The organism is Rhizobium halophilum, assembly GCF_021648825.1.
GTDB lineage: Bacteria > Pseudomonadota > Alphaproteobacteria > Rhizobiales > Rhizobiaceae > Neorhizobium > Neorhizobium halophilum.
The window spans coordinates 186,061-205,193 of the sequence record NZ_JAKJHS010000008.1; the positions used below are offsets into that span (position 1 = coordinate 186,061).

Sequence of the window (19,133 nt, forward strand, 5' to 3'; positions counted from 1 at the left end):
ATTATCTGCAGATCCCGGTTCGACGTTTCATCGGAGGGAAGGGAAATCTGAGTCCGTGTACAGGACATTTGGCGAGCCTAACCTATATCATATTGCTAACGCCGGCTTGCCGGTTATGCAATTGTATCTGTGGCACCTATGGCCGGATGAAAGGACCAAATGCTCGCTGAACGAAAAAATCAGCATCTGGACATTGTTTTGGCTGGTGACGCCGTTTCTGGGAGCATTCGAACAGGTTTCGAAACAGTCCGGTTCGAGCATGTGGCTCTGCCGGAAATCGACATGGCGGCCATTGATTTATCTACAGTTTTTCTCGGAAAGCGGATTTCCGCACCGTTCCTCGTTAGTTCGATGACGGGGGGAGCAGAGAAGGCTCAGCGGATAAATCACAATATCGCTATCGCCTGCGAGGACATCGGAATTCCGTTCGCGGTGGGATCTCAACGGATCGCTATCGACACGGACGCTGACTGGGGCATGAACCTCGAGCTCCGGCGCCTCGCGCCGTCGGTCCCAATTCTTGCAAATATTGGAGCGGCGCAGCTAAACACCGGCTACGGCATAGGTCACGCCCGCAAGGCCGTGGAGATGATCGATGCGGATGCATTGATCATCCATCTCAATCCCTTGCAGGAGGCGGTGCAACCGGAGGGTGACCGTGACTGGAGGGGGCTCACCGACAAGATCGGAGAACTCTGCTGCGGCCTAAAGGTACCTGTGGTGATAAAAGAGGTGGGGTCAGCGATCTCTCCAGCCGTTGCGAATAGGCTCGCCACCCTAGGCGTCAACATCATCGACGTCGCCGGAGCAGGGGGTACCAGTTGGGCCGCCGTTGAAGCGCAACGTGCCGGAACGTCCGCAGAGGCTGCAGTCGCTTCCGCGTTCAGCGACTGGGGCCAGCCCACCGCGTTCGCCATCTCGGCTCTCCGGCAGGCGAGGCCGGACATCTTCATCATCGGCTCAGGTGGCATTCGCACCGGCGTCGACGCGGCGAAGGCCATACGAATGGGCGCGGACTTGGTGGGACAAGCGGCTTCCGTACTCCGGTCGGCCACGACCTCGCCCGAAGACGTGGTGGAACACTTTGGGATCATGTCCGCACAATTGCGGGTGGCGTGCTTCTGCACCGGATCTTCAAACCTGGCGGACCTTCGGGTCGCAAAGCTGGAGGCCCCCCCGTTCCACGGATGACCTGTGCAGTCGGACAGACGAGCCGAATGGCCGCAACTTCCAGCCAATCGTGTCGGCATCCCTCGTTGCACTCCGACGAGAGCCGTGGGAGCGCGTCCTTTGTCTAAGGTCCCGTCCCCACTCGTCCTCGTAGGCGCTGGCCTTGCGAGCGCTCTTGTTGCCCAACGCCTTTCCCTCGCCACCGAAGGTTTGCCGATCCTGATTCTGGAGGCAAGGGACACGCCCTTTGGGGAGCACACGTGGTCGTTTCACGATGCTGACGTGGACGTTTCCGATTTTACATGGCTCAAACCGTTAATCGCGCGCCGTTGGGATGGCCAGGCGGTGCGGTTTCCGCGTTACCGGCGCCATCTTCCCTCCGGCTACTCCTCTCTTACTTCAGCCTCGGTAGCTGCCGCTATCGCAGGGCTCGACAATGTTGAGTTGAGGTTAGCTACGCCGGTAGCATCCTTGTCTGGACATCATGTCGCTTTGGCAGACGGAACAGTGCAGCTGGCCTCTTGCGTTGTCGACTGCCGAGGCTACCGACCAAGCAACGGTCTGGTTCTCGGTTACCAGAAGTTCGTCGGCCTTGAGGTAGAGCTTCGAGAGCCGCACGGGCTGGCTCACCCTGTCATCATGGATGCAACGGTGGATCAACGGGATGGCTATCGTTTTCTCTACCTGCTGCCGCAATCGCCGACACGGGTGCTGATCGAGGACACCCGCTATTCCGACGTGGCAGAAATGGACGAGACGGCGCTGGTCGGAGACGTCAATGGCTATGCCTCCACGCAGGGGTGGTCGATCGACCACGTCATTCGCAGGGAACAAGGTGTGCTGCCGATCGCACTAGCACATGACTTCGACCGGTTCTGGTCGGAACTGCCATCAGATATCCCCCAAGCCGGCATGCGTGCGGGTCTTTTCCATCCCACTACCGGTTACAGCCTGCCGGATGCTGTGCGGGTTGCCAACCTGGTGGCAGAGAACTGGCCCAGCAACAGCGAGCAACTGGCAAAAGCGATCCGGCAACACGCTGCTCGTCAGCACCGCAGGCAGCGATTTTACCGAATGCTAAACCGGATGCTCTTCCTAGCGGCGCGTCCCGAGCGTCGCCATCTGGTGCTCGAGCGATTTTACAGGCTGCCGACACCGCTGATCGAGCGCTTCTATGCCGGTCGCACGAGCGGCTATGATATAGCCCGTATTCTGGTCGGCAAACCACCCGTCCCCGTTCACCGTGCCCTCGCTTGTCTGCGCGAGGCGCCTTTGCTGAAAAACGGACTCCCATGACGAACCACGAAAAGACAGCGGCCGTGATCGGTGCCGGCTTCGGCGGGCTTGCGCTCGCCATCCGCTTGCAAAGCGCGGGCATCCAAACGACAATCTACGAGAAGCGCGACAAGCCAGGCGGGCGGGCCTACGTCTATACCGATGACGGCTTCACCTTCGACGCGGGACCCACCGTCATCACGGATCCGGATTGCCTTGAACAGCTTTGGGCCCTCTCGGGACGAGTCCTCTCAGACTACGTCACCCTGCTTCCGGTTACCCCCTTCTACCAGTTGTGCTGGGAGGACGGCTACCGGTTTGACTATGCAAACGATCAGGCTGAGATCGACCGGCAGATCGGCGAAAAATCGCCCGAGGATGTAGGAGGGTACCGCCGCTTCCTCGCCTACTCGGAGGATCTTTACCGGGAAGGCTACGAAAAGCTCGGCACGGTGCCTTTCCTCAACTTCTGGTCGATGATCAAGGTGGCCCCGCAGCTCATGCGGCTCGAAAGCCATCGGAGCGTCTATTCCAAAGTCAGCCAGTTCATCAAAGACGATCAGCTCCGCCAGGCGTTCAGCTTCCACTCGCTGCTGGTCGGCGGCAACCCCTTCCGGACCTCCTCCATCTATGGACTGATCCACGCACTCGAGCGCAAGGGGGGCGTCTGGTTCGCCAAGGGCGGCACCGGTGCCTTGATTGCCGGCATGGTAAAGCTCTTTGAGGACCTCGGAGGCACTTTGCATCTCAACACAGAGATCGACCGCATCGAGGCTCAGGAGGACCGCGTCACCGGCGTTGTTCTAAAGGATGGAAGCCGCCATGTGTTCGGCCAAATTGCATCCAACGCTGACGTGGTTCACACTTACAAGCACATGCTGCGCGGGACCGCGCGTGGGGAATCGAACAGCCGTTCACTGGAAAAGAAGAGCTTCTCCATGTCGCTCTTTGTCATTTACTTCGGTCTCAAGACAACCCACCCCGAGCTCAAGCACCACATGGTTCTGTTCGGGGCCCGCTATCGCGATTTGATCTCTGAAATATTCGGCGCAGATTCACTCGCGGACGATTTTTCGCTTTACCTTCACGCCCCCTCGGTGACCGATAACAGTCTAGCGCCGCCCGGTTCGAGCGCCTATTACGTGCTGTCTCCAGTACCGCATCTCGGCACCGCGGACATTGACTGGAGCGTCGAAGGACCGAAATATCGCGATCGCATCCTCAAGTACCTCAATGATCGATATATTCCCGGACTTCTTGAGGACCTGGTGACGGTGCGGCACTTCACCCCCTTTGACTTCCGCGACGAGCTCAATGCCCACCTCGGCTCCGCCTTCTCGGTCGAGCCTATCCTCACCCAGAGCGCCTTTTTCAGGCCGCATAATCGCGACGATCAGATCTCCAACCTCTACATTGTAGGAGCCGGCACCCACCCAGGCGCAGGCATTCCAGGTGTGGTCGGATCGGCGAAGGCGACGGCGAGCCTGATGATCAAGGACGCTGAGCCATGAGTGATGCGATTATAGCCAGCAGCGAACGCGCGATCGCCAAAGGCTCCCAAAGCTTCGCGGCGGCTGCTCGGTTGTTTGACAGGCGGACCCGTGAAGATGCAGTCATGCTCTACGCCTGGTGTCGCCACTGCGACGACGTCGTTGACGGCCAAACCCTGGGCCATGACCAGCAGGAAAATTACCGCACCGAACAAATGCACCGTCTCGATCTCTTGCGGCGAGACACTGCGGCTGCCCTTGAAGGCAAGCGGGCGAATGAGCCGGTTTTTGAGGCGCTTCGCCGGGTTGTTGATCGCCACCAGATCCCGTTGCGGCACGTCGAGGAATTGCTGGCCGGCTTCGAGATGGATGTGACTCAACGTCACTACGAAACCCTGTCGGATGCTCTGGACTACTGCTACCACGTGGCCGGCGTAGTGGGAGTGATGATGGCCATGATCATGGGCGTTCGTGATGCACGGACCCTTGACCGCGCCTGTGACCTTGGCCTTGCGTTCCAGCTCACAAACATTGCACGGGATGCGGTGGAAGATGCTCGCGTGGGGCGCGTTTACCTTCCAGCCGAGATCCTCGCGCGGCACGGTATCGTTGCAATTGATCCGGAGGACCTTTCGCAGAGAATAGCCCTTCATGCAGCCGCTCTTGAACTTCTCGACCTCGCCGAAAGCTATTATCAATCAGCTTATCACGGCCTTTCGGCCTTGCCCCCTCGTTCGGCGTGGGCGATTGCAACGGCGCGGCGAGTCTACCGGGCGATAGGAGGCAAACTTCGCGCTGGGGGACCGGCGGCTTGGGATAAACGAGTATCCACAACGGACGTGGAGAAAGGCGCCTTGCTATGTCTGGCTCTCAACGACGTTGCCCGGACACGGTTCGCTCGACGTGACGTACCACGCACAGGTTTATGGCAGCGGCCTTAACTACTCGGTGAGAGCACGCTCTTCTTCATCCTGCAACGCTTCGGGATCAAGCTTCCGCTTGTTTCGCTGGAGCTGGCTGACGAGCTTGTCCACGGGCTCGGCGTAAACGAAGCCAAAGGAGACGCACCCATCGCGCCCTTCTACTGCGTGATGGAGGCGGTGGGCCTGATAGACGCGCTTCAGGTATCCCTTCCGCGGGACATATTTGAACGGCCAGCGCTGATGGACGAGGCCGTCATGCATGAAGAAATACAGAACCCCGTAGATCGAGATTCCAATCGCAATCCACCAAAGGGGCCAGAACCAGTTCGACCCGATCCAAAACAGGCTCACAGCGAAAGCTGCAAATATGACTGCATAAAGATCGTTCTTCTCGAGGGTTTCATCATGAGGTTCATGGTGTGACTTGTGCCAACGCCAACCCCAGCCGTGCATAATGTGTTCGTGGGACCAAGCGGCAAACCACTCCATGAAGAGGACGGTGCCGACGACCAAGAGGGTTGGAACCAAATAATACACTAGGCTATCCATGCTGGCCCTCAGCCTGCTTTGCTATCAAGCGCACGTCGGCGCTGTGCGGGTAGTTGCCACCATGGGACCCAAGGTGCGTCATGATGTTCATGATGATATCCAAAATGAAAGCAAGTCAGCAACGACACAAGGGGCGAGAAATCGTTACTGCGCGCTCGGTGGTGATCAATGAAAGTCTCTTCTTCGATTCGATGGGGGCGATACGTGCCGAAGTAGAACAACTGCACCGATGACAGGAGGGCGGGCAAGGCCCAGAAGACTAGCATAGCTGGGAAGCGCTCGCGCAGGATTACCAGATAGATGACCACCGCAACCGTCAGCACACTAAACTCACGCCAGCCGAAATAATGACGGAAGAACCGGAAGTACCAGGGCCAAAAGCGGTCAGGGTGCTCCGCGTCGAAGTCAGGATCGTCGACAGTTCCGGCGTGTCGATGATGCGCATGGTGGCTCTGATAAAGTTTGTCGTAGGAGAAGCCTGCATAGATGAAGACGCAGTATCGGCCAATAGCGCGATCGAGCTTGGAAAATTGCGGCGCAAGGGAGCCATGCATCGTATCGTGAGCGACAATGAACAGTCCCACACTCAGCCAGCACTGAATAGCAACCACGAAGGGGATCGCAGCCCAGTGACTAGGCACAGTCCAGTCGACAAAAAAGATGGAAGTGATGTGCACGACCATCCAGGACACGACGATGGTACCTGCCAAAACTAGGCCCCAAACGCTGTCTCTGGCACCAATAGAAGTGCCGGCTCTTGAAGAAACCATCCTCTACGATCCTTACAGCCCCTCATGGCCGCTGGCTGATATGGGCTAGTGCAGGGCGCAAAGCTCCTTATCACTCGCTAAATTAACCCGAGAAGCGGGTCTGACAAGACCTGGCATCCCGAACGGCTTTGAGGCCAGCCGGGTGGACGAACAACCCCAGTTTACGCTGGGGCCGGTGTAGCAATGATGGCTGCAATTGACGACCAGCATCTTTGGACGTTGAGAACGCGCTTACCTGTCTCGGCATTATGTTAGGGGGCTGGCCGAATGGCGACCACGTTATCCACGCCAGCGGACCTCGTACCGAAGGCCGACACAAGCTCATTGACCGCGAAAGGTTTCGCGACCACCGGACGGTCCGTCCGGACTCCAGCCTCCAATGCCTCGCTGTAGCCCGTCATCAAGACGACCGTGATCTCCGGGTAGTCCCTCCGCAGGCGATCGGCCAATTCGAGGCCGGACATATTCGGCATCATGACGTCACTCAGGACGTGCCGGATTGTAGAGTCTGTGCTGATCAGCGTCAGTGCGTCTACGCCATCAGATGCAGTTATAACCTGAACACCTTCCGCTTCGAGCGCGAACTTGCATGCCGCGAGTGTATCCGGTGTGTCATCGACAAGAAGTATCCGCCTCGGAAGACCTACCGGGCCAGCCGAGGAAAGTCTTCGCGCCTCCTCGTAACGCGTGGACCGGGGAAGATAGATCGTGAATGATGCGCCTTCGCCCTCGATGCTGTCAACGCGGACCTTGCCTCCATTTCGGTTCGCAAAGCCATAGACTTGGCTCAAACCTAGCCCAATGGATTTCCCGCCCTTGGTCGTGAAGAAGGGCTCGAAAACGCGATCTAAATCCGTCGGCTTGATTCCGTTGCCTTCATCTGTCACGGTTAATGTAACGAAGGCGCCGCTGGTCGTGTCGGCGTTCCGCCCTCTGATCGTCAATCTGCCCCCTTGCGGCATTGCTTCCTTCGCGTTCGTTGCGAGGTTGATAAGGGCAATTTCCAGTCCCTGTCGATCCACAGCCACCGGCCACAAATTATCATCAAGTTCGATACGGACCGTCACCCGGTCGGTCAACGCCTGCGAGACCAACTGTTTGAACTCCTCGACGCGATCCTGAAGAAAGAGCGTTTCCACATCCTGATTTGACCGACGCGAGAAGGAGAGGAGCCTGTCGGTGATCGCCTTACCCCGTGCGATCCCCTCGGCCATCATGTCCATCGTCGCTGCGAATTTCGTGTCGTCGTTGCGGCGCCGCTTCAAACCTTCCATTGCGCCTTGAAACACCATCAAGAGATTGTTGAAGTCATGTGCCACCCCCTCCGGTTAGCTTACCGAGAGCATCCATGCGTTGCATCGCCGCTAACGTATCGGCCTGCCGCCGTCTCGCCGTCAGTTCGCGTTGGAGCAGAGCGATGGCCAGTGCGCAAAGCAAGCCAATCAGGATTACGATAGGAATGAGTAGGCGATACCAGTCTCTGGTAACCTCCTGATGAAGCTGCAAAGGCATGGCGACCTGGAGGGACCATTCACTTCCGGCAACAGGAAAACCCGCGACGCGGACGCGTTCGCCGCTGCGAAGCATTCCTTCCGCGACAGCGTTCCCGGTAGGCCCGTTTGCCGTGAAAAACGCTGAGGCAGGTGTGCCTATAAGAGACGGCGGTGCGCTTGTGGCGGCTACAAGATTGCCATTTCCGTCAATCACCCAAGCATTCCACGATGGTGGAAGGCCGTTCTTGAACAGGAGATCCGCCACAACGTCGGGCCTGATCAGGATGGAGAGCACGTAAGAAGCCTTCTGGCGCTCAACCAGCTGTCGAATGGCGAATGTCACCATATCTTGAGATGTCCGCAGAACGTTGCCGACTATGGGCTCGTCCGTCGCTAATGCTTGTTCGAAACTCCGCATGTCCTTGGGCGAGGGGGCAGCATCTGCGGTTGCTGTGGGAGACCTGAGACGGATTTTGCCGTCGGTGCCTGCCAGGTGGATCATTTCCCACTGCGGTATACGTTTTCGGAACCGCTGAGCGAGTTCCTCGAACCCCGCTCGTCGGATCGGCGGATCGAAGCGGGGACTATCAGTGATCAGGGATAAAAGGGACTTCTGATTGTCGAGTTCGCGAGCGACGGCAATGGCTAAAGAACCGGCTGTTTCGTGCAACTCCTCGTCCAGAGCCGCCTGTTTCTCCTGAATATAGAACTGTCCAACAATGGCTGCGGCCAGCAAGAGGGGAATGATCCCGAACAGTACCAAGAGCGCGATCGTTCGAAAGTTGACTGACATGGAGTGCGAATCGTCCAGGCTCTTGGGATCTGTCTCTGACAGATAGGGCGCCATCTTTGCCAAGGCAACTTCACACCGCGCCCCTCTGGTAGAGTGTGCAGATCGGAAGGATCAGGTTCGACGCTGTGCAATCACGAAACGCTGATGCGAAATAGGGTCGTTATGGCGCTGTCGCCAATCAGGGCAAAGGTTGCCACTTCCATTGCGAGGATAACGCAGAAAGTCAAGGAGCGGGGGAGACGAGAGGAAGCCGCGAAACCGAGAGCGACAGCGAGTGTATCTCCAAGCGAATTGGCGATACTATCGCCGGAGTAATGCATACCGCTCCCATCAGTACCAAAAATTTCGATGACGAACGGAAAGTTTTCTACCGTCTCCCACAGAGCGCTGCTCAGTACCGCATAGGCCGCACGCTTCGCCCCGTGCCAGTGGGGCCTAATCGCCCGCAGCCACAGATACAGACCGCAGCCGAATGCAAAGTGAAGAAAGGAGTAGGGATCCGTAAGTTGCTGGGAGTTTTGGGCTGGATCCAAAGTGCCCTGCCAGAACTGTATCGACCCGCAAGTGCAGACCCATTCTCGTTCAAGCAGAAGCAAAACCGCGATCTGAGCAAGAACTATGCAGGCGATGGCTACATAGGGGCGGTATGACGTGCTGTCATTCGCTTTGCCTCGCGACGCAACAGCCCCAGTTTCACTCATCCCCTCTCCTTCCCCCTTGTTGATACCGTTCAAGTGCATGCTGGCAGCCAGTCGACAGTATAGGGCCGACTTACCATTGAACCAGTGCGGAGCAAAAAGGTCACCGCCTTTGGATGGCGATAGGCAAAGGGTATGACGTCACAACGACACGCGCGCAGGCGCTTGATGTAGCGCTCATCAGCGTAGATGCCGGCACACCCAGCTGCTCCCGTTCAGGCATCGGCGTCGAGCCTTGGCCTGCTGCGTACATAGCCTCGCAGCATCGGCGGCGAGATAAGGCGCGCACTTTGGAAATGCCCACTACCAACACACCCGCATGCCCTTGTCGCCCACCATCACCTGACAATCAAGCGGTCATGCTGCGGCACCTCATCGAAGTTCTACGTCACGACGCAGGCAGCGATCACATGAGCCACGCGGGAAGGAAGAGGACGATCTGCGGAAACAGAATCATGAGCACGACCAGGAGGAGCACCGCCGCCGCCAGCGGAATCATTTCGAGCGAGTACTCCTTGTAAGAGCACCGCAGGATTCCGCAGACCGTGAACATCGACACTCCCACAGGGGGCGTCATTCCACCGAAGGTGACCAGCGTCATCATGATCAGCCCGAAATGCACCGGATCGATCCCAGCGGCGGTAACGACCGGCACCAGAATGGGCGTGAGCAGCATCACGAGTACCGTGGCTTCAATGAGCATCCCCAGAACCAGCAGGAAGCCGCAGATCACGAACAGGAGCACAGTGGGATTCGTGATCGCGGTCAATGAAAACTCCGCAATGCTCTGCGGCACCCGTTCAAATGTGATGACGTACCCGAAGGCGCCGGAGAAAAGGATGATCAGCATGATCATGCCGATGTCGCGAACGCTGCGGATCAAGGCATCGAGCAGCGCCGACACGGTCAACTCACGATAAACCACGAAGCCTATGAAGAGAGCATAGGCAACCGCAAATCCGCCGGCTTCGGACGGAGTGAAGAAGCCGAAGCGGATGCCAACGAGCAGCCAGACGGGAAACAGAATTGCCCAGAAGCTGCCCTTGAACGCCACCCACACCTCCCGCAGGGTTGGAAGTCGATCGTTCTCAGGCTGATACCCGCGTCGGTAGGAAATGCCCCAAGTGGCAACCATCAGTACGACGGTCAGAAGCACACCCGGCACCACGCCAGCGATGAACAGGCGCCCGATAGAGACTTCTCCGAGGTAGCCGTACAGGATAAGTCCGAGGCTGGGCGGGAGCGTTGCAGTGATCAGCCCCCCGATCGACAGCACCGCAGCGGTGAAACCGCGATGGTAGCCTTTCGCCACCATCGGCTCGCCGAGGATCCGCGACTGCATAGCAGCGTCCGCAACGGCCGATCCGGAGACCCCACCCATCAGGGCGCTGAGGATCAGCGTCGATTGCGCCAACCCGCCCCGCATCCAGCCGGCAACAGTGGTTGCAAGACTCACAAGTCGCGGTGTGATGCCGGAACTGTTCATCAGATTCCCCAGCAGAATGAAGAGCGGAACCGACAGCAAGGGAAAAGACTGGCTCGCTGCGACGATCCGCTGCGCTGCAGTGCTGTCTGGAAGAAATACCGACGGCAGCAGAAAATAAGCTGAACCTGCGATACCGATCGCAAAGGCGACCGGCATTCCAACGGCGATAAGCGCAAGCGCTCCGATCAGGATCAAGGTGGAGATCAAAGCGGGTACTCCTCCGCATGGTTGTCCGGTTCGAGCACGCCGCCCCAGCCCCGGCTCCAGAGACGCCTCAGCGTGGAGATGGTAAGCAGCACCGCCCCTACCGGAAGCGCAAGAGTGACTATGCCGTAGCTGAGGCCCGCACCGCCCAATTCGCGTGACCAATTGCCGATCGCAAGGTGAAAGCCATGCCACGCGATCCACACCAGGAAGACGAGAATTAGGACGGTCGAGAAGAGAGACAGCAGGCGACGAGCCTTCTCTGGGACAAGGTCCGGCAGCGCGGTCACCCGTATGTGCTCCCCGTGGCGCATGCAAAGGTCGGCACCGAACATACAGGTCCACAGCAGAAACAACTGGGCAAACTGCGGGGCAGACGTGAGCGGCAGGCCGATCGAGCGCCCGATCGCGGCGACCAGAACCGCCACTACCGTCGCTGAAAGGAATAGAAGTGCTAGAGCGGTCTCCAGCCTATCGTATAGCCGCCACATGCTTGGTCCCTCTTTGGCTCAAATAGATACGCACTGGGAGCGCAGTGACCTGCGCTCCCAGTCGCTTTGATCGGAGATCAATCCTTCGGGAGGTACGGCTGAAGGGCCTCGCGCGCTTCGACAAGGCCCACTTCTTCGTAGACCTTGGCAGTTGCATCACGGAAAGGTGCCAAATCAACCTTGTTGAAAGCCACTCCTGCTTCTTCCATCATCGCCTGCACTTCTGCAAGCTTGTCGGCGGTCGCACGTGTCGCCACCTCGCCCGCAGCTTTGAGTTCCTCATCAATGATGGTGCGAATATCCTCCGGCAGGGACTCCCACCACTGCTCCGAAGTCGCCAACCCCGTGAACAGCTGAATGTGGTTGGTGAGAGCTACGTTTGTGCTGACTTCATGCAGCTTGATGCCGGCTGCACCTGTCAATTGTGCCTCGGCACCATCGATAGCGCCGAGTTGCAGCGCTGAATAGACTTCAGACCATGCCATAGGTGCAGGTGTAGCGCCCATGGCACTGACTGTCGCAATCCAGCTCGGAGCATCGATCGTCCGCACGCGCACACCGCTCAGATCGGCCGGCTTTTCGATCAGCTTCTTTGTGAACATCTGACGAGTGCCCTGGAACCAGTTGTAGTTCAGCAGGCGCAAACCGGCGTCGTCCGCCAAGGTCTCAACCCATTCCTTATAGACCGGCGACTCCGTGATCGCCGCATATTGCGTGTAGTCGTTCACCAAATAAGGCGCGGAGAGAACTCCCAGCTCTTTCATGAAAGGTGCGAGCCGGCCCGCATCGACCAGGACGGCGACCGGTGCGCCACTGCGGATCTGCTCGAGGACGTCGTTGTCTTCGCCCAACTGGGAACTTGGATAGATTGTTACATCAACGCGCCCCTCGGAACGCTCCTCGATCTTCTTTTCCGCTCCTTGCATGGCAATTACGAGCGGGTCCGTCAGCGGCTGTGACGTTGAAAGGCTGAGCTGGAACTCTTGTGCTACCGCACCGCCGCACGTTAGTCCGAGTGCCGCGGTGAGCACCGTCGATCGTAGCAGAATGTTCATCATGAGGTTTCCTCCCTTGGTGATGATGAAGTCGTTAAGAGTGATTGCGCCGTAAGGTCCACAGCCCAGCGCGGGCTCCTTCTGTGACGAACAGAAGAACGTGGTAGATTAGCCTGCTCAAGGCGTCAGGCACCAAAACTGCACCAACGCCATCCAGTTGATTGACCCAGGTGAGGCGGTCTTTTGCGAAGTAGCGCTCAAAAATAAGCGGCTCTATGCCTCGGCAGCGTTGGGTGGCCCCCACCTCCCCTTGGAGATGCTGCATACACGCGAGCTTCCCGAGCTCCGTCAGCGGCCACAAAAGATGGGTTGCTTCGATAGTCTTTCCTTCAGCATCTACTGCGTCGAAAGGTGCTCCGTCCATCGGACCGCCGTCGCGTCGCACACCATAGGCGTCCGCGAAGCGCGTCATCCTTTCGACAAGGTCGCCAACCTCTCTGTCTCCTCCCAGTTCGCGGTAGCGAAGCAGGAGCCAAGCCCATTCGAACTGGTGGCCTGGCTCTCGCCGATTCCCCAATACCGAATTCAGTGGTGACAGATCATGCCCGACATACTCGCGTACGGCGCCTGTCGCGGGGTCGACCAGAAACATCTCAGCAAGAGAGACATAGTGCGACGCCCGCTCAAGCCAAACCCTCTCGCCGCTCATCTCATAAGCTTGGAGAAGCGCTTCCAACATGTGCATCTGGGGGTTCTGCGACCGGTGTTCGTGGGGGAGCGCGCCCGATCGAGCCATTCTTTCATCTTTATAAAGCGCCCCGGTCGCCGGCTCGGTGATTGAAACGATAAAGTCCCAAAGATCTGCGATCATGTCTCCGGGCACGGCAGACGGATCGGCTTTCTGCAAGGTAACAAGGGCGAGAAGTGCAAACGACTGGTCATAGGCGCGACATAAGCCGTCCGCAGGATCGGCACTCGGACGACCGTCGCATTCCACCGCGCAGCGATACCCACCCCCAGGGAGCCGCAGATGCGTCGTCATGAAGACGTTGATGTCCTTTGCAGCGGTCAGCAGCGCGGGATTGGCAGTGTGGAGATACAGATGCGAAAGTGAGAAGATCGTGCGCGCCGACGCCAGCGTCGTCTTTTTTTCCCCTTTAACAGGCCTCCCACCTTCATCGAGACGCTGCACAACGCCACCAAACTCGCGATCTCTCGCGACCTCAATCCACTCCGGCACGAAAACTTCTGCAAAGGCCTTTGCCGAACTCAACCCATCAACTCCGCGCCGCCGTTTTCGAAGAAGTGCGGCAAGGCCTTAGCGATCACCGGCAGGTCGTCAAGAAGTTGCCGCAGGTGGTTTCGCATCGCGTCTTCCGCGGATCCAGGATTTTCCGCACGAATTGCTTCTACGATCTGACTATGCTGCTCAAGGAGTTGAGCGCGCGAAAAATGGCGGGCGTTGAGATAGCGCATCCGGTCCATTTGGGTTTTCAGCGGCTGAAGGATCTCCCAAGCCTGGCTCTGCCCGGCCGCTTCAGCAAGCCGCCTATGAAACTGCTCGTCCAGCGCAAGAAACTTCTGAGGCTCCGGCCCCTCAAGGACCTCCTCCTGAGCCGCTAAAAGGCCTTCCAACTCATCAAGAAGACTTTGCTCCGGCGTCTTCGCCACAAGACGAACGATGTCGGCCTCGACAGCTTCTCGAACAAATCGGGCAGATGTCACCGCGGCGATGCTGATGCGGCTGACATAGGTTCCTCGCTGAGGCCTGATCTCCAAGAGAGCTTCCTCGGACAGCTTTATGAACGCTTCGCGAACCGGCTGCCGACTGACTCCGAACAAGTTGGCGATATCCACCTCTGACAGGCGCGTCCCAGGTAAAAGCTCCCCCCGCAGGATCCAGTCGCGCGCGATACGCCACAATTGCGGTCCAACCGGCGCGTCCCACAGCACCTTCGGCGGTGCTGGCATGCTAATCATGTCACTGCGTACGTTCATCCGTCTTGGCTCCACCCATTCCAAACATGCAAGATACTACCATACTAGTCAATCCGGGGAGCTGATGAGGCTCCACTTTGGAGCCTGTATGCGATACCACCCCCTGCCCTTCGTCCGGTGTAGCCATCAGACCTTTGTCGGAGAGGCTCTGCGCAAAAGTCCCGGAGCATCTCCATTGGGGAACGGCAACACGATCACGTCAGTTGCTACGCCAACGAAACGCATCTGCGGAGGAAACAATGGAAAACAGTGTGTTCCAGGCCCGGTGGCTTTTGATCCCAATTCTCGGCCTTACCATATGCTTCGTGTTACTGGGCGCGGCTGCTGCGTAAGGCCGCCAATCAATACCTGCGCTGCCCGTCCCTTCCTGCGCAGGCTACTGCCCCGTCCGATTGCTGCGGACGGGGCTTTCTTTTGACAAGCACGCTGACTAGATGCTGAGGAACCGGTAGCGCAAGGACGAGCCAGCAATGACCAGCCGAAGGAAGCTAATACTGTCTGCCGCGCTGACATCTCTAGCGCTGCTTTCACCGACACGCCTTCTTGTTGTCGGCCGATCTCTCGAGTTTGGGACGGGAGAAGCCGCCGCGCAAGGCAATGGGAACGGCGGCGGAAACGGCGGCGGCAACGGAGGTGGCAACGGCGGCGGCAACGGAGGTGGCAACGGCGGCGGCAACGGCGGAAGCGGCAACGGCGGCGGAAGCGGAACCGGAGGCGGCAATGGCGGCGGTCGGAGCAGTCGATCGAGCCAATCGCGCGGCCCAAGTCCATCAGAGAGATCCCCTGGCGCGAAAGGCAGCGTAGACGTCCGCACCAACGGTTCATCGATAACGGTCCGTCATCCCAATGGGACGGTGGAAAGGATCGAGCGCAACCGGTACCAGATGCTCGATGCACGCAACAGGCCGATCGTCAATCGCCGTGCAACCGCGTCAGATCGCAGGCGCCTCCAATCCTTCCGCTGATCTGCCACTCCGAGCTTCATGGAGCGCAAGCGCCGCTTCCGTTCTATTCGACACGTTAAGCTTGGAGAAGATGCGTGTCATGTGGTGCTTGATCGTCTTTTCATGCAGATCAAGCGCAATGGCGATGCGCTTGTTGCTCATACCGGAAGCCACCAGCCTTAATACCTCCATCTCCCGTGGTGTAAGTTCGGCAAGCGGATCAACCTTGGCCTGCGTCGCACGTGCAAAAGTTTCTACAAGATGTGCTGAGAGACTAGGAGCAATATAGCTCTGTCCGGCGGCCACGGTCTTGACCACTTCCGCCAAGCCCTGCGAACCGATACCTTTGAGAAGATACCCTTTGGCGCCCAGTCGAACAGCCCGGGCAAGATCATCTCCCGCCTCGGAGACTGTGAGCATCACGATCTTCGCCTCAGGCTGTTTCTCCAGCACGGCTTCTATCGCACGCAAGCCATTGCCGGGCATGGAGATATCCATCAGCATAACGTCTGGCGCGTGAGTCTCCGCAGCCGTTATGGCATCGTCTCGGGACCCGCCCTCTGCCACGATCTCGAGCCCCGGACATTCCCTCAGACTGCGAATAACGCCTTCTCGGAAAAGCGGGTGGTCATCGATAACTGCGACTCGGATGTTCTTCATCGGGGATTTCCAGACTTTCCACACTGATCATCATACGGACTGCAGTTCCCCTCGCTGAACTTTCCAAGTTGAAGCGCCCCCCCATGCTCTCGATTCGCTCCCGCAGTCCCACAAGCCCGAGGCCGCCAGGCTTCAAACTTCCTGGATCGAAGCCAGGCCCTTCATCTTCAACCTCCACCACAATCTCGTCTCCGTGGAAGGACTGAAGGACCTTCTGGCCGATCCCATCCGCGTGACGGAAGCCGTTATTTAGGGCCTCCTGCACAAATCTGTAGATACAAATCTTCGCCGATGCCGGAAGTTTGCATGAGGTATTAGACAGAACGAGCGCCACGGGAACGCCGGTTCTCTGGATGTGGGCTTCAGCCGCGCGGGTGATGACCTCGTGGAGATTGGCACCTTCTATGTCGGGAAGGATGAGACCTCTGCAGATGCTGCGGATTTCTTCCATCGCCTCATGAAGCCGGGCTTTGATCACCGAAAGTTCGGCCGCGCGTTCAGGCTGAGGCGTATCCTGCGTTATCAGTGTTTTGCTATCGACCCGGAGTGCGGCATAGGCCACCAATTGCGCTGGCCCATCGTGGAGATCTGCGCCCAGCCTCCGCAGATAGCTCTCGTTCAATGCGGCGGCCCTTTGGGAGGCGCGTTGCGCCCGCGCATGGAGTGAGCGATTTTGTGCGAGGAGGTCGGACAGTTCCGCCACCTGCTGCGTCAGTGCAGCCTTTTGGTCGTCGATGGTCCGACTGCCGCGAAGAACGATAGCCGTGAGAGACAGGAAGAAAACCGATACGAAACCCGCTACGCCAAGCCAGCTCCATAGTCTCGCCTCCGACAGGCTCTCCTCAAAGCCCTCCGCGAGCTCGTAAAACTCCGAAACAGCGACGACCTCACCTGACCATGGTTGCAGGACTGGGTTGTAGATTTTCAGGAGCGGGATGTCAGCGGCATGCTCAGCAAGGACCTCCTCGTTCGCGAGGTGCTCAAACTGCGCCACCAATTCCCCCGAGAACGCCCGCTGCAGTGTCTCGCTCGGCCTGAACGTCTCCCCTATGATTTTGGCGTCGGTGGCATAGAGTATCGTGCCATCAGCGCGCCACAGCCGGAAAGAATGCACTCGATCGCCTAATGCCCCCTGCCCGAATGTCTCGTCCAGCGTACGGCTCGTGATATCGTCCAGAACGTCATTGGTACGCAAATCGGGAAGCAGCGGCGCGATGATGCTGTCCACATACATTGCGGTGGTGGCCGCAGAATTATGGGTGACGGCAGCTTCAATGAGGCGGGTTACGAGTGCTCCCACAAGCAGTGCGGCCGAAATGGATACAACGCCGCCTGCCAAAAGGAATCGACGCGCTAATGATTGCTGGCTCCACCACTCCACAAATCCGAACAATCTTCTTCTCGCCCGATAACAAAGCCCAGGAGGTATCGCGAAGATCGGAGGCGTCAACGGCCTCACTCTCACCACAACCTCAACTGCCTAGTCATTATGGAGCGTACCACGCGGCCGACCAGTATCATACGTGCACCGAGCTTGCGCAGCGGTTGACAAAGCTGGCGGAACCTGAAGAGAACGGCGTTCGCCCGTCTATCTCGCGCTCCTTGCGATCAGCGTCTCCAGCGCCCGCACTGCCAGTGGATACCCCTCTGCACCCAAACCAGCCATAACCGTTGTCGCGGTCATCGACACGTAGGATCGGTGGTAGATGGGTTCGCGGCGGTGAACGTTGCTGATGTGGAATTCGATGATCGGCCCCTTGAACATCTTGAACGCATCGAGATGCGCCAGCGACGTGAAGGTCAAGGCTGCCGGATTGATGATAATGCCAGCCCCTTCATCGATCGCTTCGCAGTGACCAGCTCCCCTGATTGTCCTCGTTCATAGATAGCTCTGTTCATGTTCCAGTCCTGTCTGGACCGGGTTACAAACTCACAGAGGGTCAAGCCGTTGAGGCTCGTGTGCGGTTCAGGTTATAGTCGTTTCTCCATTCTTCGAGAATCTGCCCCGCATGGCGGTAGCTGGTGAAGAGGTGCCCGTTGAGTTATTCATCGCGCAGACGTCCATTGAAGCTTTCCACGAAGCTATTCTGTATCGGCTTTCCCGGCGCGATGTAGTGCCAATCGATGGCGTGGTCCTGCTGCCATTTAAGGATGGCATTCGGCGTCAGTTCGGTCCCGTTGTCCGAGGCAACCATCCGGGGATAGCCCGTCCTGAACGCGATCTTGTCCAACTCGCGACCGACACGCTCGCCGGACAGCGAGTTTTCGACCACGGTCGCAAGGCACTCTCGGCTGAAGTCGTCGAGAAGACAGACGATCCGGAAGCGTCTGCCGTCGACCAGAGCATCCGAGACGAAGTCAAGGCTCCAGCGCTGGTACGGTCCTTGAGGCACTGCCATCGGAGCTCGGGTTCCCAAGGCTCGTTTGCGGCCGCCACGCTTGCGCACGGTCAGCCGCTCCTCCCTGTAGAGCCGATAGAGCTTCTTCCAGTGATCTCGACGCCTTCCCGCTTCAATAGGATAAGCGAGCGACGATAGCCGAATCGACGCGTCTGGCTGCGAGTTCCTCGAGCCTCGTGCGGATCGCGACATCATCTCCCCGCGTCGACTGATAACGGAACACGCGGGTCGATGTTAACCAGGCCGCAAGCTCGACGCTGCGAGTAGCCCTTTTCTTTCATTGCCCAGGTCACGGCGTTCCTCCTTGAGCCGGGCCTCAGGAGTTTCTTGCGGGCATCTCCTTCAACGTCGACACATCGAGCATCGCGTCGGCCAGGAGGCGCTTCATCTGCCATTCCCATCTTCGAGAGCCTTTAGCCGTTTTGCCTCAGCCACTTCCATGCCGCCGTACCTCGAGCACCGCTTGTAGAAGGTGGTATCGCTGACGCCGTCCTTGCGGCACAGCTCAACAGCCGAGAGCCCGGCCTCATGCTCCTTCAGAATACCGATGATCTGCTCGTCGCTGAAACGGGTACGCTTCATTAACTGTCTCCTTCTCCGGAGAACAGACTAACCTCGACCAAGGACATTCCACGGGAGCAGGTCAGAACTGCGCGAACAAGCCTTCTGGGAGTTCGACCGCGGACACCATGCTGGTGAGTTCAGGTCTATGCAGGAGAAGGTGAGTTCGCACCGATGCAACGAGCTCCTCGACGCGACTGCGGAGGAGCTTTCAAGGACGTATGGAGAATGGGA

Annotated in this window: 17 protein-coding genes and 2 pseudogenes; 4 read left to right on the forward strand and 15 right to left on the reverse strand. The window is 58.3% G+C overall.

The genetic code is table 11. The features are described from left to right. Window positions 1–159: 159 nt before the first annotated feature. The 4 genes from fni to LXM96_RS15970 all read left to right on the forward strand — a co-directional run bounded on the left by fni (window position 160) and on the right by LXM96_RS15970 (window position 4,876). Entirely contained in the window at window positions 160–1,191 is a 1,032-nt protein-coding gene (fni, locus tag LXM96_RS15955) for a type 2 isopentenyl-diphosphate Delta-isomerase (protein ID WP_239999541.1), read from the forward strand. Between the two features lie 99 nt (window positions 1,192–1,290). After that, window positions 1,291–2,466: a lycopene beta-cyclase CrtY gene (gene crtY, locus LXM96_RS15960; RefSeq protein WP_239999542.1), complete on the forward strand. Its 1,176-nt coding sequence runs from the start codon at window positions 1,291–1,293 to the stop codon at window positions 2,464–2,466. Next, window positions 2,463–3,956 (forward strand): phytoene desaturase, encoded by a 1,494-nt coding sequence (locus LXM96_RS15965; protein WP_239999543.1) that lies wholly within the window; start codon window positions 2,463–2,465, stop codon window positions 3,954–3,956. Before crtY ends, LXM96_RS15965 begins: the two co-directional genes overlap by 4 nt. Continuing rightward, the gene (locus LXM96_RS15970; protein ID WP_239999544.1) at window positions 3,953–4,876 is read left to right on the forward strand and encodes a phytoene/squalene synthase family protein; all 924 of its coding nucleotides are present in this window, start codon (window positions 3,953–3,955) and stop codon (window positions 4,874–4,876) included. Before LXM96_RS15965 ends, LXM96_RS15970 begins: the two co-directional genes overlap by 4 nt. On the opposite strand, the gene LXM96_RS15975 is transcribed toward LXM96_RS15970, so the two are convergent. From LXM96_RS15975 to LXM96_RS16045, 15 genes and pseudogenes are all read right to left on the reverse strand, one after another. Next, the gene (locus LXM96_RS15975; protein WP_239999545.1) at window positions 4,877–5,395 is read right to left on the reverse strand and encodes a sterol desaturase family protein; all 519 of its coding nucleotides are present in this window, start codon (window positions 5,393–5,395) and stop codon (window positions 4,877–4,879) included. A 20-nt stretch (window positions 5,396–5,415) separates the two neighbouring features. After that, window positions 5,416–6,177 (reverse strand): fatty acid desaturase, encoded by a 762-nt coding sequence (locus tag LXM96_RS15980; protein WP_239999546.1) that lies wholly within the window; start codon window positions 6,175–6,177, stop codon window positions 5,416–5,418. A 251-nt stretch (window positions 6,178–6,428) separates the two neighbouring features. Further along, window positions 6,429–7,496, reverse strand: a complete 1,068-nt coding sequence (locus LXM96_RS15985; RefSeq protein WP_239999547.1) for an ATP-binding protein — start codon at window positions 7,494–7,496, stop codon at window positions 6,429–6,431. Beyond that, entirely contained in the window at window positions 7,486–8,463 is a 978-nt protein-coding gene (locus tag LXM96_RS15990; protein ID WP_239999548.1) for a cache domain-containing protein, read from the reverse strand. The genes LXM96_RS15985 and LXM96_RS15990 overlap by 11 nt, the downstream gene beginning before the upstream one ends. 131 nt (window positions 8,464–8,594) lie before the next feature. Beyond that, window positions 8,595–9,164, reverse strand: coding sequence for a DUF2585 family protein (locus LXM96_RS15995; protein ID WP_239999549.1), 570 nt, complete (start codon window positions 9,162–9,164; stop codon window positions 8,595–8,597). A 403-nt stretch (window positions 9,165–9,567) separates the two neighbouring features. Then, on the reverse strand, window positions 9,568–10,854 hold the full coding sequence (locus LXM96_RS16000; RefSeq protein WP_239999550.1) for a TRAP transporter large permease: 1,287 nt from the start codon (window positions 10,852–10,854) through the stop codon (window positions 9,568–9,570). Beyond that, a complete protein-coding gene (locus tag LXM96_RS16005; RefSeq protein WP_239999551.1) occupies window positions 10,851–11,342 on the reverse strand; it encodes a TRAP transporter small permease in 492 nt (163 codons plus the stop codon). The genes LXM96_RS16000 and LXM96_RS16005 overlap by 4 nt, the downstream gene beginning before the upstream one ends. Window positions 11,343–11,419: 77 nt before the next feature. Next, entirely contained in the window at window positions 11,420–12,400 is a 981-nt protein-coding gene (locus LXM96_RS16010) for a C4-dicarboxylate TRAP transporter substrate-binding protein (RefSeq protein ID WP_239999552.1), read from the reverse strand. A gap of 31 nt (window positions 12,401–12,431) precedes the next feature. Continuing rightward, complete coding sequence (locus tag LXM96_RS16015) at window positions 12,432–13,610, reverse strand: AGE family epimerase/isomerase (protein WP_239999553.1); 1,179 nt, start codon at window positions 13,608–13,610, stop codon at window positions 12,432–12,434. Then, window positions 13,607–14,335 (reverse strand): GntR family transcriptional regulator, encoded by a 729-nt coding sequence (locus LXM96_RS16020; RefSeq protein ID WP_239999554.1) that lies wholly within the window; start codon window positions 14,333–14,335, stop codon window positions 13,607–13,609. Before LXM96_RS16020 ends, LXM96_RS16015 begins: the two co-directional genes overlap by 4 nt. Before the next feature lie 527 nt (window positions 14,336–14,862). Continuing rightward, window positions 14,863–15,087 carry a hypothetical protein gene (locus LXM96_RS16025; RefSeq protein WP_239999555.1) on the reverse strand — a complete coding sequence of 75 codons (225 nt, stop codon included), beginning with the start codon at window positions 15,085–15,087 and terminating at the stop codon, window positions 14,863–14,865. A gap of 180 nt (window positions 15,088–15,267) precedes the next feature. Continuing rightward, window positions 15,268–15,939, reverse strand: a complete 672-nt coding sequence (locus LXM96_RS16030) for a LuxR C-terminal-related transcriptional regulator (protein WP_239999556.1) — start codon at window positions 15,937–15,939, stop codon at window positions 15,268–15,270. Continuing rightward, entirely contained in the window at window positions 15,908–17,332 is a 1,425-nt protein-coding gene (locus tag LXM96_RS16035; protein ID WP_239999557.1) for a sensor histidine kinase, read from the reverse strand. Before LXM96_RS16035 ends, LXM96_RS16030 begins: the two co-directional genes overlap by 32 nt. A 195-nt stretch (window positions 17,333–17,527) precedes the next feature. Further along, window positions 17,528–17,788 (reverse strand): annotated as a pseudogene (locus LXM96_RS16040) (type II 3-dehydroquinate dehydratase); the annotation flags it as partial. Continuing rightward, window positions 17,740–18,920: pseudogene (locus LXM96_RS16045) on the reverse strand (IS3 family transposase). The pseudogenes LXM96_RS16040 and LXM96_RS16045, both read right to left, overlap by 49 nt. Between the last annotated feature and the right edge of the window lie 213 nt (window positions 18,921–19,133).